At 68.7% G+C, this 12,205-nt stretch carries 16 protein-coding genes; 6 read left to right on the forward strand and 10 right to left on the reverse strand.

Annotated elements, in window-relative coordinates:
* The first annotated feature begins 137 nt into the window (after positions 1–137).
* A complete protein-coding gene (locus tag IEY87_RS05955; RefSeq protein WP_189137480.1) occupies positions 138–440 on the forward strand; it encodes a hypothetical protein in 303 nt (100 codons plus the stop codon).
* A gap of 52 nt (positions 441–492) precedes the next feature.
* Here IEY87_RS05955 and IEY87_RS05960 read toward each other — a convergent pair whose 3' ends face one another.
* Both IEY87_RS05960 and IEY87_RS05965 read right to left on the reverse strand, forming a co-directional pair.
* On the reverse strand, positions 493–1,089 hold the full coding sequence (locus tag IEY87_RS05960) for a TetR/AcrR family transcriptional regulator (RefSeq protein ID WP_189137481.1): 597 nt from the start codon (positions 1,087–1,089) through the stop codon (positions 493–495).
* Between the two features lie 4 nt (positions 1,090–1,093).
* Positions 1,094–1,591, reverse strand: a complete 498-nt coding sequence (locus IEY87_RS05965) for a GNAT family N-acetyltransferase (protein WP_225277153.1) — start codon at positions 1,589–1,591, stop codon at positions 1,094–1,096.
* 73 nt (positions 1,592–1,664) lie between these two features.
* On the opposite strand from IEY87_RS05965, the gene IEY87_RS05970 reads away from it, so the two are divergent.
* The 4 genes from IEY87_RS05970 (at position 1,665) to IEY87_RS05985 (ending at position 5,025) form a co-directional block, all read left to right on the forward strand.
* Complete coding sequence (locus tag IEY87_RS05970; protein ID WP_189137483.1) at positions 1,665–2,132, forward strand: winged helix-turn-helix transcriptional regulator; 468 nt, start codon at positions 1,665–1,667, stop codon at positions 2,130–2,132.
* Positions 2,133–2,202: 70 nt separating this feature from the next.
* Complete coding sequence (locus IEY87_RS05975; protein WP_189137484.1) at positions 2,203–2,997, forward strand: SURF1 family cytochrome oxidase biogenesis protein; 795 nt, start codon at positions 2,203–2,205, stop codon at positions 2,995–2,997.
* A gap of 9 nt (positions 2,998–3,006) precedes the next feature.
* The gene (locus tag IEY87_RS05980; RefSeq protein ID WP_189137485.1) at positions 3,007–3,750 is read left to right on the forward strand and encodes a tyrosine-protein phosphatase; all 744 of its coding nucleotides are present in this window, start codon (positions 3,007–3,009) and stop codon (positions 3,748–3,750) included.
* A 69-nt stretch (positions 3,751–3,819) separates the two neighbouring features.
* Entirely contained in the window at positions 3,820–5,025 is a 1,206-nt protein-coding gene (locus tag IEY87_RS05985; RefSeq protein WP_189137486.1) for an amidohydrolase family protein, read from the forward strand.
* Here IEY87_RS05985 and IEY87_RS05990 read toward each other — a convergent pair.
* From IEY87_RS05990 to IEY87_RS06000, 3 genes are read right to left on the reverse strand one after another with little or no spacing between them, the layout of a single operon-like run.
* A complete protein-coding gene (locus tag IEY87_RS05990; RefSeq protein ID WP_225277152.1) occupies positions 5,013–5,372 on the reverse strand; it encodes a YkvA family protein in 360 nt (119 codons plus the stop codon). The genes IEY87_RS05985 and IEY87_RS05990 overlap by 13 nt on opposite strands.
* 56 nt (positions 5,373–5,428) lie before the next feature.
* Positions 5,429–6,397 carry an LLM class F420-dependent oxidoreductase gene (locus IEY87_RS05995; RefSeq protein ID WP_189137487.1) on the reverse strand — a complete coding sequence of 323 codons (969 nt, stop codon included), beginning with the start codon at positions 6,395–6,397 and terminating at the stop codon, positions 5,429–5,431.
* Positions 6,398–6,430: 33 nt separating this feature from the next.
* Positions 6,431–7,099: a TetR/AcrR family transcriptional regulator gene (locus IEY87_RS06000; protein WP_189137488.1), complete on the reverse strand. Its 669-nt coding sequence runs from the start codon at positions 7,097–7,099 to the stop codon at positions 6,431–6,433.
* Positions 7,100–7,134: 35 nt separating this feature from the next.
* Here IEY87_RS06000 and IEY87_RS06005 point away from each other — a divergent pair, with 35 nt between their 5' ends.
* The gene (locus IEY87_RS06005) at positions 7,135–8,037 is read left to right on the forward strand and encodes a hypothetical protein (protein ID WP_189137489.1); all 903 of its coding nucleotides are present in this window, start codon (positions 7,135–7,137) and stop codon (positions 8,035–8,037) included.
* A 21-nt stretch (positions 8,038–8,058) separates the two neighbouring features.
* Here the strand turns inward: IEY87_RS06005 and IEY87_RS06010 are convergent, their stop codons facing one another.
* The 5 genes from IEY87_RS06010 to IEY87_RS06030 all read right to left on the reverse strand — a co-directional run bounded on the left by IEY87_RS06010 (position 8,059) and on the right by IEY87_RS06030 (position 11,950).
* Entirely contained in the window at positions 8,059–9,117 is a 1,059-nt protein-coding gene (locus tag IEY87_RS06010) for an aspartate-semialdehyde dehydrogenase (RefSeq protein ID WP_189137490.1), read from the reverse strand.
* Entirely contained in the window at positions 9,114–10,388 is a 1,275-nt protein-coding gene (locus tag IEY87_RS06015; protein ID WP_189137491.1) for an aspartate kinase, read from the reverse strand. Before IEY87_RS06015 ends, IEY87_RS06010 begins: the two co-directional genes overlap by 4 nt.
* Before the next feature lie 85 nt (positions 10,389–10,473).
* Positions 10,474–11,004 (reverse strand): DUF5063 domain-containing protein, encoded by a 531-nt coding sequence (locus IEY87_RS06020; RefSeq protein WP_189137492.1) that lies wholly within the window; start codon positions 11,002–11,004, stop codon positions 10,474–10,476.
* Positions 10,997–11,596 carry a recombination mediator RecR gene (gene recR / locus IEY87_RS06025; RefSeq protein ID WP_189137493.1) on the reverse strand — a complete coding sequence of 200 codons (600 nt, stop codon included), beginning with the start codon at positions 11,594–11,596 and terminating at the stop codon, positions 10,997–10,999. Before recR ends, IEY87_RS06020 begins: the two co-directional genes overlap by 8 nt.
* Positions 11,597–11,599: 3 nt before the next feature.
* Positions 11,600–11,950: a YbaB/EbfC family nucleoid-associated protein gene (locus tag IEY87_RS06030; protein ID WP_189138137.1), complete on the reverse strand. Its 351-nt coding sequence runs from the start codon at positions 11,948–11,950 to the stop codon at positions 11,600–11,602.
* Positions 11,951–12,205: the final 255 nt, after the last annotated feature.

Consider the following 12,205-nt stretch of genomic DNA (forward strand, 5'->3'; position numbering starts at 1 on the left):
GCAGACCTCTACGCATGATCCGATACCCACAGTGATCATACTGTTACAGAGATACCCAAGCGTTCCGCAAGCGTCGGACAAGTGGGACGCGATACTTCTAAGGAGGTCGTACGCCGTTCGAAGAGGAGCGGACTCACATGCTCATTCCCTGCCTGGCCTGCGGGTCGCGCTTTCTGCCCGATGACTACTTCGGAGCCTGCTCGGACTACAACCGGGGGCTCGACCTGGTGTCGTGGACCTGCCCGGACTGCGGCAACCGCGATGATCTGCGCGTGCTGCCGGGCGAGCTCGGGTTCGGCTATCCGTCCCGGGGCCGGTTCGACGTGCTCGATCGCGTACGCGTGCCGGGGTTGCGCAGGCAGCGCGGCGAGCTCCGGCTGGACATCTCACTCGACAGCGCGAGCTGGCGGGTGCTCACGCGGGTCCGCCAGCCGGCCTGAGCGGTTCACGTGGCCTAGGCGGATCAAGTGGTCTAGGCAGGCATAGGCAGGTCTAGGCGGAGGTCACGCGCAGGCTCTGCCAGGCCGCCGCGCCCAGGCCCTTGATCTCTTCCTCGGTCGGGGTGTGCGCCCCGGCGAACCACAGGCGGCACATCTCCTGCGCGGGGCCGAGCCACAGCACGTAGCACATGGTGGCGTGGACGGGCTGGAGGACGCCGTTCTTCATGTGCGGCTTCCACCAGTCGGAGACCTGGCGGAAGAAGCCGTGCCTGGCCTGGGCCACCTCGGCGCCGCCGGGCTCCTGCTTGCGCGGCGGGCGCTCGCTGATCAGCAGTCTGGCCCGCTCGGGGTGCTCACCGGCCCAGCGCATGTGGAAGGCGACGACCGCCTCGATGCCGTCGCGCGCCTCCTGGTGGCTGACCAGCTCGGCGACGAAGCGCTCCTGGTAGGACTCGAGGATCTCGGTGTAGAGCACGCCGAAGACGTGCTCCTTGCTGGCGAAGTGGTGGTAGAAACTACCGACGCTGACACCGCTCTCCTCACGGAGGCTGGCCAGGGTGGTGGCCGAGACCCCGTCCTGGCTGAAGCGGCGCAGGGCGCCCTCGATGATGCGAGTCCGTCCGTCGCGGCCGCTCTTGACACTCTTCACGTCATCATGGTGCTGCACCAGAACCTTGTTCCGCAAATACTTCGCCCTGATGGATCATAGCCGTCACCTCCACACACCCTGAAGCGACCTTCATCTCGGCCCCGGGCCAGATCTTGCGGATCATCCTCAGCGCCCGCCGGTTCTCGCCGAGCACGTCCATGCCGACCGTGGTCGCGCCGCGCACCGTCGCCCTGAGCAGCAGCCTGCTGACCAGTTCGGGACCCAGTCCGAACCCCTGCCACCGATCCGTGACCACCACGGCGATCTCCACGTCGGCCACGCCGCCCCGGTAGCTCATGGCGTGGCCGATGATCTCACCCTCGCGCACGGCGACGAGCGCGTCCCTGCGCTCGCTGACCTCGATCAGCGCGCGCACCACGGCGGCGGCCGGGCGGCTGACCCCGGCGAAGAAGCGCAGGGTCTGCGTGTGCACGGAGAGTCCCGACAGGAAGCGACGGATCCCCTCCTCGTCGTCGGCTCTGGTCGGCCGGATGAGAGGCATCTGGGTTCCAAGCATGGACTCAGCCTTCACCATGCACCTAAGTCTGTCAATCAAACTCAGGTATCATGTGTTCATGAACGTGCCCCTCCGGGTTGAGCACTGCTCGATCGAGCGCACTCTGGACATCGTCGGAGAGAAGTGGACCTTTCTGGTGCTGCGCGAGGCGTTCGCCGGCGTCCGGCGGTTCGCCGACATACAGGCGATCATCGGCGCGCCGCGACAGGTCCTCAGCGCGCGGCTGACCCGGCTGGTGGACGAGGGCCTGCTCCGTAAGGTCCCCTACCGCGAGCCCGGCCAGCGGCAGCGCGACGAATATCGGCTGACGGACAAGGGGCGTGACCTCTATCCCCTGCTCGTCGCCCTCATGCACTGGGGCGACCGATATCTCGCGGGCGAGGACGGCCCGCCCGTCCTGCTGAGCCATCGCGACTGCGGCGCCCCCATCGAGCAGCACTTCCGCTGCGCCGAAGGCCACGAGGTGGGCGGTCCCCGCGAGGTCACGGCCCGGCCCGGCCCCGGCTCGGGCCTCCCCACGACCTGAGGCATCGGCCCTGGTGCCCAGCCTTGGAGGCGCGTGGAGAGGCATCGGTCCTGGTGCCTACCCTTGGAGGGTGTACCGGTTCCTGCTTACTCCGCGCTGGGTCGCGCTTCACCTCGTCGTGCTGCTCGTGATCCCCGCCTTCGTGTTCCTGGGCCGGTGGCAGTTCGGGCGCTTCGAGGAGCGCTCGGCCAACAGCGACCTGGTCACCGGCAACATCGAGAGCGCGCCGGTGCCGCTCGGCGAGCTCGCCCGGCCCGGACAGCCGGTCAAGGAGTCCGACCGGTTCCGGAAGGTCGTGGCGGCCGGCACCTACGACGCCCAGCACGCGCTGGTGGTGCGCCGGCGACCCCAGGACGGGCACAACGGGTTCTACGTGCTGACCCCGCTGGTGCTCGGCAGCGGGCAGGCCGTGCTGGTGAACCGGGGCTGGGTGAAGGCCGGCGCGACCGCCGACACGCCGCCCGAGGTGCCCGCCCCACCCTCTGGTGAGGTAACTGTCACCGGACGACTACGTCCAGGCGAGACCGAGGAGAACAGCGGGCTCAGGGACCGCCCTGGGCTGCCGCCCGGCCAGGTGCTGCTCATCGATCCCGGCAAGATCGGCGCGGCGTTGCCGTACCGGCTCGTGGGCGGCTACGTGGAGCTGGTCGAGCAGCGGCCGGAGAGCCCCGCCGCGCCCGCGCCGGTGCCCGCGCCCGACGTGGGGGCGGGCGGCGGGCTCAATCTCGCGTACGGCGTGCAGTGGTGGCTGTTCATCGGGATCGCGATCGGCGGCTGGGTGCTGCTGATCCGGCGTGAGCTGGCCGATCGCAAGGCCAAGGAGGACGCAGGCACACCCCTGGAGGCGGAAGTTTCTCCCCGTTAACGTGGGTTCATGAGTCGCCACATCAAGTTCACCAATATCCACAATTTTCGAGACGTCGGTGGATACGCCACCAAGGACGGGCGCACCGTCAGGTGGCGGCGGCTCTACCGTGCCGACTCCCTCGGCCGGCTGTCCGGTCAGGACCTCGACACCTTCCGTGCGCTGCGCGTGAAGACGGTCATCGACCTGCGGCACGCCCATGAGGTGGCGGGATCGGGCCGGGTGCCCGAGGAGGACGGCCTGGCCTACCACAACCTGCCCGTCGAGGGCCGGCGCTGGAACAACGTCCCCTACGACGGCACGCCGCCGGTGGCGCGCTTCCTCGCCGACCGCTACCTGGAGGTGACGGAGGACGGCGTCGCGCACCTGCGCACCGCCGTGACCACCATCGCCCAGGCCGACTGCGCCCCCGTGGTCGTCCACTGCGCCGCAGGCAAGGACCGCACCGGCCTGCTCACGGCCATGATCCTGTCCCTGGTGGGCGTGGCCGAGGACGACATCGTGGCCGACTACGCGCTGACCGGACTGGCCACCGAGCGCTTCATCGCCGACTGGCGCCTCAGGCACCCCGACGCGCCCATGTGGGACGGCTTCGGGCTGGCGCCCGCCGAGACGATGCGGCTCTTCCTCGACGATCTGGCGAGCAGGCACGGCTCCGTCGAGGGATACGTCACCGACGTGCTCGGCCTGGATGCCGCGGTCATCGGCGGGCTGCGCGAGCACCTTCTGACCGGACCGATCCCGGCCGAGTGACCGGCTCGGAGACCCAACGGATACGTCGCAGCTTGTTCGACGTTATCCCGCCGTCGTACGGTTACCTGCGTGACTACGCCGCTGCTCCCCGACCCAGACCCGAGGCGGCGCGACTATGTGATCATCTCGGCGGACGATCACTTGATCGAGCCCCCTGACCTTTTCGAGGACAGGCTGCCGGAGAAGTACGCCGATGTCGCGCCCAAGGTCGTCGAGACCGAGGCCGGTCACCAGGTATGGCGCTACGGAGGCGCCACCTACCCCTGCGCGGGCCTGGACGTGGGCGCGGGGCTGCCACGCGAGCAGTGGACGCTGGACCCGGTCAGGTTCGACAACATGCGCCCCGGCTGCCACGACATCGAGGCCCGCATCGAGGACATGGACGTGGCCGGCATCTGGGCCGCTCTGTGCTTCCCCGGCATGGTGGCCGGTCAGGCGGGCATGCCGTTCGCCAGGACCCGCGACCAGGAGCTCGGCCTGGCGCTGGTCAAGGCCTACAACGACTGGCACATCGACGTCTGGGCGGGCACCTACCCCGAGCGCATCATCGGCCTGCAGCTCCCCTGGCTGCCCGATCCCGACATCGCCGCCAAGGAGATCCGGGCCAACGCGGCGCGGGGCTTCAAGGCCGTGGTGTTCCCCGAGTTCCCGACGCGGCTGCGGCTGCCGTCGATCCACACCGGCCACTGGGACCCGTTCTTCGCCGCCTGCGAGGAGACCGGCACCGTCGTGGCCCTGCACACCGGCGCGTCGAGCTGGTCGCCGGCGCCCTCGCCGGACACGCCCATCGAGGCGATCACCACGCTGATGCCGACCAGCGCCATGTTCGCCTGTGCCGACTGGCTCTGGTCCGGACTGCCGCTACGCTTCCCCAACCTGCGCATCCTCATCGTGGAGGGCGGCGTGGGCTGGCTGCCGATGCTCGCCGAGCGGGCCGACTACGCGCTCGACCACCCGGTCGCGGGCGAGGCGGAGTGGGACGGCGGGATCAAGCCCAGCGAGGTGCTGCGCCGCAACTTCTTCTTCGGCACGCTCGACGACCACGCGCTGTCCGGCGTGCGGCTCGCGGTCGGCCTGGACCACGTCCTGCAGGAGAGCGGCTATCCGCACTCCGACTCGACCTGGCCCGACACCCAGCAGGCGGTCTCGCGCAATCTCGGCGCGCTGCCGCCCGCCGACATCGCCAGGGTGGCGTACGGCAACGCGGCCCGGCTGTTCGGGCACCCGTTGCCGTCGCGCGCCTGGCTCAGGATGGAAGAGATCTATCCTTCCTGAGGGATTCCTTCGACCCGGCCGGTGATGATCTGGCGTTCGTGGTCCACGTAGCGGCCGCTCTCACCGAGCAGCGAGGCCATGAGCCAGAGGAACACCCCGAAGTCGTCCGCGACCCCGATCAGGACGAGGAAGTCGGGGATGACGTCGATCGGAGAGATCATGTAGACGACGCCGAGCGCCATCAGGCCGAGCTTGCCCTTGCCCAGGCCGGTGTACCGGCCGCGCATCACCGCGCCGATCATGCGCGGAATCGCGCGCACTCGCGTCATCAGGCCCGGCGTGCCCGGCTTGGTGACCTCTTGGTAGGTGCGCCATGCCGCCGCCGCCCGTGCTGGTTTCGCCATCATGTGATCCCCCTTACCCGGTCATCACGACATAACGTGTTACCCAGGGAGATTCGTTCCTAACGATCTTCCTTTACGGGGGCAAGGTCGCGGACCGCCTGGGTGATGGAGACCTCGCCGCCAGGGATGGGGGCAAGAATCGGCGTATCGAGACCGTTGTCCACATATTTCTGGATCCTGGCCCGGCAGGTGGCCGCGTCGCCGTGCACCACCAGGGCGTCGACCACCTCGTCAGGGATGGCCCTCAGCGCCGCCTGACGGTCGCCTGCGGCCCACGCCTCGTGCAGGGGGCGCAACACCTCGGCCCGGCCCAGCCAGTCGTGGAAGGCGGCGTAGGCGGGCACGGTGAGATAACTGGCCAGCATCCACCTGGCCGTCTCGCGCACCTGGTCCGCGTCCTCGTTCACGCAGACGAACAGGCGGGCGATCAACTCGGTGTCCGGCCCGATCTCCGCGCGGACCGTGCGCACGTCGTCCGGCGAGAGCCAGTTGGTGATCGCCCCGTCGGCCTCCTCGGCCGCCAGGCGCAGCATCCGCGGCCGGAGCGCGGCCAGCACGATCTTGGGCGGCACCTTCGGCGCCCGTTCCAGCTTGAAGCCCTTGATCTCGAACGTCTCGTACGCCTGCGACACCTTCTCGCCGGCCAGCGCCGCCCGCAGGAAGCGCAGGGTGTCCCGGGTCCGCGCGTAGGGCTTGACGAACTCCACCGCGTTCCAGCGCTCCACGATCGCCGGGGAGGACGAGCCGATGCCGAGCACGAACCGCTCGGGCGCGAGATCGGCCAGCGTGGCGGCGGACATCGCCAGCAGCGCGGGGCCACGGGTGGACACGGGCACGATGGCGCTGCCCAGCCTGACCCCGGGGGCCCACTGCGCGGCCAGGGCCAGCGGCGTGAGCCCGTCCGCGCCGTTGACCTCGGACGACCACACGTCGGTGTAGCCCAGTGCGGGCAACTCCGCGATCAACTCCTGCGACTGGGCGAGCGAACGGTCGTAGAAGGGGATCGTCATGCCCCAGTTCTGCGTCATGCCCCCGACCGTACCAACCGGTCGGTCGTCGTACTATGCCCGCAGTTCGTGCACCGCGGCGATGAAGTCCTGCGTGATCCCCCGCAGCCCCGGCAGATGCGACAGGCTCACCAGCCGGTCCACCAGCGGCACCGTGACCTCGATCAGCCGGTAGGTGCGCGCGCACCCCGGCGAGGTGTCATGCACCCAGAACAGCACCATGCCCATGGACAGCAGCCAGAGCAGCTCCGGCAGCTCCGCACGGAGCTCGGCGTTCATCCGGTCCCGCGACCCCTCGACCACCTGCCGGTAGATCCCGATGGACGCCTCACGGGCCGGCGAGGACTGGGCGCTGAACGGGCTCAGCGGGTTCGTCGGCTCGGCCGCGTGCTTGAAGAACTTCACGGCGAACTCGTGGTACGGCTCCGAGACCCGTACCCACTCGCGCAGCACCCCACTCAGCCGGGCGGCCAGCGTGGACTCGGTGGCCAGCAACTCCTGGCAGGCCCGCTCGTGCTCCATCTGGGCGCGGTCGTAGTAGGCCTGGACCAGCGCCTCCTTGCCCGCGAAGTAGTAGTAGGCGTTGCCCACGGACACCCCGGCCTCGGCGGCGATCGCCCGCATGGTCGTCGCCTCGAAGCCGCGCTCCCGGAACAGGCGCAAGGCCGTCTCGACGATGACCTCTCGAGTGCTCTCCGATTCTCGGTTTCGGGCTTCGGACACGTTCGTCACTTTACGGCTTAATGCGGGGTTAGGTCATGAAGCCGCACGGTGATCGGCGCCACAAGGCAAAGATCCTGGTGTGGCAGGGGTTATCCGGCGTGAACAGTGGGATTGATGATTCCAGCGGAAGGGCTATTCCGCGAAAAGGCATCGACATGTGGATACGTAGGACAGTGCGGCTCCTCGTGGTTGCACTCTTTGCTCACGAAATCTCCATAATCGCACTGGCGTCCGCGGCCTCCGCCGCACCGATCACGCCAGCTGAAGAGCCAGGACCAGCGCCGGCCCCGATCATTCGCGTCTATCACCTCGGGGGGGCGTACCAGGCTCCCCAGTGGCACGACGCGCTCGACGAGGCCGCGACGACCCTGGCGGAGACCTATAACGTGCCGACCGCCCAGGAGGCGGCGGTTCCGCGCGAGCGGCGCCCCGAAGCGCGCGCGGGCAAGGCGGGGATCGGCTGGAAGCAGTCGGCACGGCCGCGGGCCAAGCAGGCCCGCCGGCCGCTGGTGAACCTGCGCCGAGCCCTGCCGAGGCAGGCGACAGTGCAGCTGTCGCACGCCAACGCCTCCCGCTGGCTCAAGCAGGCGGGTCTGCGCTGGCGATCGACGGGCAACTGCACCGACAAGCGACTGCGCTACTGCACCTCGCTGGATGCGGTCCGGACGTCGACCGTCTCCGGGCTCATCGAGCTCAAGCAGCGCAGTGGGTGCCGGGTCATGGTCACCGGCGGCACCGAAGCAGGCCACGCGCCCGGCCCGTTGAGCCATGGCGCGGGCTACAAGGCCGACATCTCGCCCAACCCATGCATCGATCGCTTCATCACACAGAATCACGATCGAGCGGGGATGCGGAGTGACGGCTCCCGGTTGTACCGCTCCGAGTCGGGCACCGTCTTCGCCGACGAGGGCGACCACTGGGACATCCTCTTCCGATGAACAGGATGTCCCATGCTCCGGTCAGAACTCCGAGGCGACCAGCTCGGCGATCTCCGCCGCGTTCAGGGCGGCTCCCTTGCGCAGGTTGTCGCCACAGACGAACAGGTCCAGCGTGTTGGGGAAGTCGATCGCCTGACGCACCCGGCCCACGTAAGTGGGATCGGTGCCCACCACGTCGGCGGGCATCGGGTAGACGCCGTTGGCCGGGTCGTCCCGCAGCACCACCGTCGGCGCCGCCTCCAGCACCCGATGCGCGTCGGCCACCGTGATCTCGCGCTCGAAGCGCGCGTGCACGGCCAGCGAGTGGGTGGTGATCACCGGCACCCTGACACAGGTCGCGGAGACCTTGAGGTCGGGAATGCCGAGGATCTTACGGGACTCGTTACGGAGCTTGAGCTCCTCGGAGGCCCAGCCACCGTCCTTGTAGGAGCCCGCCCACGGCACCACGTTGAACGCGACGGGCGCCGGGAACGGCGACTCCTCCGGCAGCTTGTTGGCCAGCGCCTTGCGCACGTCACCGGCCACCTGGCCGATCGTGCGGTCCCCGGCCAGCGCCTCGACCTCGTCGTAGAGCCGCGCCGAGCCCGCCACACCCGCGCCCGACACCGCCTGGTAGGAGGCGACGACGAGCTCGGTGAGCACATACTCGGCGTGCAGCGCGCCGATGGCCGCCATCATCGACAGCGTGGTGCAGTTGGGCGTGGAGACGATGTTGCGCGGGCGGTTGCGGGCGTCCTGCGGGTTGACCTCGGGCACCACCAGCGGGACGTCGGGCTCCATCCGGAACGTGCCGGACTTGTCGATGGCGATCGCGCCACGCTCGGCCGCGATCGGCACCCAGACGGCCGACACCTCGTCGGGCACGTCGAAGATGGCGATGTCGATGCCGTCGAACACCTCGGGTGCCAGCGCCTGGACGACCACGTCCTCGCCGCGGACCCGCAGCACCTTGCCCGCCGAGCGCGCCGAGGCCACCAGGCGCACCTCGCCCCAGATGTCGTCCCGGGTCGAGACGATGTCCCGCATGACGGTGCCGACCGCGCCGGTGGCGCCGATCAGCGCCAGATTGGGCCTGCTCATCGTCCTGAACCTCCATACACAACGGCTTCGACCTGGTCGGAATCGAGATCGAAGGCGTGGTGCGCGGCGGCCACGGCCGCGTCGACACCGTCCTGCTCGACGATCACGGAGATGCGGATCTCCGAGGTGGAGATCATCTCGATGTTGACCCCCACGTCGGCGAGGGCCGCGAAGAATGTCGCCGTGACGCCGGGGTGTGAGCGCATGCCCGCGCCGATCAGCGACACCTTCCCGATCTGGTCGTCGAAGAGCACAGACTCGAAGGCGATGTCTCCCTGGATCTTCTTCAGCGACGTCAGCGCGGTCGAGCTGTCCGCCGTCGGCAGCGTGAAGGAGATGTCGGTGCGGCCGGTCGCCGCGGCCGAGACGTTCTGCACGATCATGTCGATGTTGACCCCGGCCTCGGCCAGTGTTTTGAAGATCGCGGCAGCCTCACCGACCTTGTCGGGCACCCCGACAACAGTGATCTTGGCCTCGCTCCGGTCGTGCGCGACGCCGGAGATGATCGGCTGCTCCATCTCGGTTCCTTCGGTGTAAGGGTCGGAGACGACCCACGTGCCTTCCTTATTGCTGAAAGAGCTTCGTACGTGAATCGGCAGGTCGAAGCGGCGAGCATACTCGACGCAGCGCAGGTGCAGGATCTTCGCCCCGCAGGCCGCCATCTCCATCATCTCGTCATAGGAGATCTTGGGAATCTGGCGTGCTCCGGGCACGATGCGGGGGTCCGCGGTGAAGATGCCGTCCACGTCCGTGTAGATCTCACAGACATCCGCCTCCAGCGCCGCCGCCAGCGCGACCGCGGTGGTGTCCGAGCCGCCCCGGCCCAGCGTGGTGATGTCCTTGGTGTCCTGCGAGACGCCCTGGAAGCCGGCCACGATCGCGATGTGGCCCTGGTCGAGCGCCTCACGGATGCGGCTCGGCGTCACGTCGATGATGCGCGCCTTGCCGTGCGTCGAATCGGTGATCACACCGGCCTGCGAGCCTGTGAACGAGCGGGCCTCGTGCCCCAGGTTGGCGATCGCCATCGCCAGCAGCGCCATCGAGATGCGCTCCCCGGAGGTCAGCAGCATGTCGAGCTCGCGGCCCGGAGGCAGCGGCGACACCTGCTCGGCCAGGTCGAGGAGCTCGTCGGTGGTGTCGCCCATGGCGGAGACGATGACGACCACGCTGTTGCCGGCTTTTTTCGTCGTGACGATGCGCTGCGCGACCCGCTTGATGCTGGTCGCATCGGCAACGGACGAACCACCGTACTTTTGCACAACGAGGGCCACAAGAGTCTCCCGGTCTGGACTGTGAGATGCCAGTCTACTTGGGGTGTCTCATGCCACTAAGATGCGGACCAGTATGTGGACGTGCCTAGGCGGTGGTGGCCTCCTCCGCCACGTCAAGCCGCGAGTGGGCGGCGAGGGCCTGCAGCGCGCGCATGGCGGCGCCCGCGTGGTTGCCCCAGGTGTTGAAGTAGGAGTATTGCCACCACCACAGAGCCTCGTGCGGCCGGCCCGCCTGATAGTGGCGCAGCCCGTGGATGAGGTCGGCGGCGACCGCCGTCAGGTCGTCCGAGAGCCGGTAGGGCGTCACAGAGGTGTCCTTGTACGGATCGAACACCTCGGCGTAGTCGTCCACCGCCTCCAGCAGCTCACCCAGAGCCGTGCGCACCCCGTCGATGTCGGGGTCCTCGCCCAGCGGGGGCTCGTAGTTGCCGGAAAGGATCACGTCCTGGTTGGCGCCGAGCTTGGCTCCCGCCAGGCTCACCTGCGCCACCTCGACGAGGAGCAGCGACCAGATGGCATCGCCGCCCTCGCCGCCGGCCACTCTCGCCAGGCCGTCCACATAGTTCTGGGCGTGTCCGGCGATCTCCTCCGCCAGGGTGCTCCACTCGTCAGACATCCAGCAGCCTCCGTCCTTCGAACGCACGGCCCAAGGTCACCTCGTCGGCGTACTCCAGATCACCGCCGACAGGCAGACCGCTGGCCAGTCGTGTCACTTTCATGCCCATCGGCTTGACCAGCCGGGCAAGGTAGGTAGCCGTCGCCTCCCCCTCAAGGTTGGGGTCCGTGGCGAGGATGAGCTCCGTGACCCGGCCGTCCGCCAGCCTGGTCATGAGCTCACGAATGCGCAGGTCCTCGGGACCGACGCCGTCGATCGGGCTGATCGCGCCGCCGAGGACGTGGTAGGTGCCGCGGAACTCGCGCGTCTTCTCGATCGCGACGACGTCCTTGGACTCCTCCACCACGCAGATCACGTGCGTGTCGCGGCGCGGGTCGCGGCAGATGCGGCACTCCTCCTCGGCGGCCACGTTGCCGCAGGTCCGGCAGAATCGGACCTTGTCCTTGACCTCCAACAGCGCGTGCGCCAGCCGCTTGACGTCGGCAGGATCGGCCGCCAGCAGGTGGAACGCGATTCGCTGCGCGCTCTTGGGACCGACGCCGGGCAGCAGGCCCAGCTCGTCGATCAGATTCTGGACGACCCCTTCGTACATCGTCTAAAACCCTGGCAACTGGCCGAGGCCGCCGCCGCCCAGGCCCTGGGCCAGCGGACCGAGCTTCTCCTGCTGCAGGTCGGCCGCCGCCCTGACCGCGTCGCGCACGGCGGCGATCACCAGATCGGCGATCGTGTCGGCGGTGTCCTGCGGGTCGGCGGCGTCGATGACATTCGGATTGATCTTGAGCTCGAGCAGCTCGCCCGAGCCGTTGACGACGGCCGTGACCAGGCCGCCACCGGCCGAGCCCTCGATCTGCGCGTCGTTGAGCTCCTGCTGGGCGCTCACAAGCTGCTGCTGCATGAGCTGTGCCTGCTCCAGCAGCTGCTGCAGGTTGACATCCCCTGGGTTCACCGTCGTGCGCTCCTCGTGGCTCCGGTTCTTGACTGCCACGAGCCTACGGTGTTTGTGCCTCGTCATGTACTGAGGGGATACAGGTGTTTCGCACCGGCTCCGGTCTGGCCGGGTCCCGGCCCCCCTCCAGTGCCCGAGACCCGGCCGCACGTCGACCGGAGCGGCCGCACCACGCCGACGCGTTACACCGGAACGCTAGCCACGAGAACGTTGCACACACGTTGCGATGATTCAATCACCCTAAGCAATCCCCCG

The organism is Nonomuraea glycinis (genome assembly GCF_014646515.1).
Lineage (GTDB): Bacteria > Actinomycetota > Actinomycetes > Streptosporangiales > Streptosporangiaceae > Nonomuraea > Nonomuraea glycinis.